Here is a 1,376-nt window from a genome sequence, read left to right as displayed (position 1 = left end):
GATCTCGTCCACGCCGCGGGCGGCCACGACGGCGGGGAGACCGAGTGCCCGCGCCAGGATGGCGGTGTGGGACTGGGGGCCGCCGGAGGAGGTGATCAACGCAAGAACCACTTCCGGGTCAAGCGTTGCGGTATCCGCCGGTGCCAGATCCTCCGCCGCGAGAACAAAGGGGCGGTCGGCCGCAGGAATACCGGGGGCCGGCAGGCCGCGCAGTTCGGCGACGATCCGCGAACGGACGTCCAGGACGTCCTGGGTGCGCTCGGCCATGTAACCGCCCAGGCCCCTCAGCATGTCCGCCACCTGCGCCCCCGCCTCCCAGACTGCCCGTTCGGCGGAGATGCCGGCGACGATGAGGGTATTGGAGGATTTCAGGAGCATGGGATCCGCTGCCATCATGGCGGTGGCTTCCAGGACTGCCCTGGCGTCTCCGGTGGCCGAGTCGCCGCGCTTCCGCAGCTCGGCCTGCACGCTCTTGGCGGCGGCCTTCAACCGTGCCGTTTCCTCATCAACCGTGGTGTTGGACCATTTCTCCCCGGCTGGGGGCTCCGCTACCGGGCGCGGCATTTGCCGCACCGGTCCGATGACCCTGCCGGGGCTCACTCCTACGCCCGTAAACGTGTTCAATGGTCCAACTCCTCAGCTTGGGACTAGGCGGCAACCGACTCGGAAGCGGCAGCCGGTACCGGCTTATCTCGTCCACGCCGCGGGCGGCCACGACGGCGGGGAGACCGAGTGCCCGCGCCAGGATGGCGGTGTGGGACTGGGGGCCGCCGGAGGAGGTGATCAACGCAAGAACCACTTCCGGGTCAAGCGTTGCGGTATCCGCCGGTGCCAGATCCTCCGCCGCGAGAACAAAGGGGCGGTCGGCCGCAGGAATACCGGGGGCCGGCAGGCCGCGCAGTTCGGCGACGATCCGCGAACGGACGTCCAGGACGTCCTGGGTGCGCTCGGCCATGTAACCGCCCAGGCCCCTCAGCATGTCCGCCACCTGCGCCCCCGCCTCCCAGACTGCCCGTTCGGCGGAGATGCCGGCGACGATGAGGGTATTGGAGGATTTCAGGAGCATGGGATCCGCTGCCATCATGGCGGTGGCTTCCAGGACTGCCCTGGCGTCTCCGGTGGCCGAGTCGCCGCGCTTCCGCAGCTCGGCCTGCACGCTCTTGGCGGCGGCCTTCAACCGTGCCGTTTCCTCATCAACCGTGGTGTTGGACCATTTCTCCCCGGCTGGGGGCTCCGCTACCGGGCGCGGCATTTGCCGCACCGGTCCGATGACCCTGCCGGGGCTCACTCCTACGCCCGTAAACGTGTTCAATGGTCCAACTCCTCAGCTTGGGACTAGGCGGCAACCGACTCGGAAGCGGCAGCCGGTACCGGCT

The 1,376-nt window shown here is 68.8% G+C and carries 1 protein-coding gene and 1 pseudogene; both read right to left on the bottom strand.

The window, feature by feature from the left end; translation table 11 throughout:
* The coding region (locus X803_RS18730; RefSeq protein ID WP_035778302.1) for a phosphoenolpyruvate-utilizing N-terminal domain-containing protein at positions 1-624 on the bottom strand (624 nt) is incomplete at its 3' end.
* A gap of 67 nt (positions 625-691) precedes the next feature.
* Positions 692-1,312 (bottom strand): annotated as a pseudogene (locus X803_RS18725) (phosphoenolpyruvate-utilizing N-terminal domain-containing protein); the annotation flags it as partial.
* Positions 1,313-1,376 lie beyond the last annotated feature (64 nt).

This window comes from Arthrobacter sp. 35/47, assembly GCF_000520475.1.
In the GTDB taxonomy this organism is placed as follows: domain Bacteria; phylum Actinomycetota; class Actinomycetes; order Actinomycetales; family Micrococcaceae; genus Arthrobacter_D; species Arthrobacter_D subterraneus.
The sequence above is the reverse complement of the archived record's forward strand: the minus strand, read 5'-3'. Positions and strand labels throughout refer to the sequence as shown.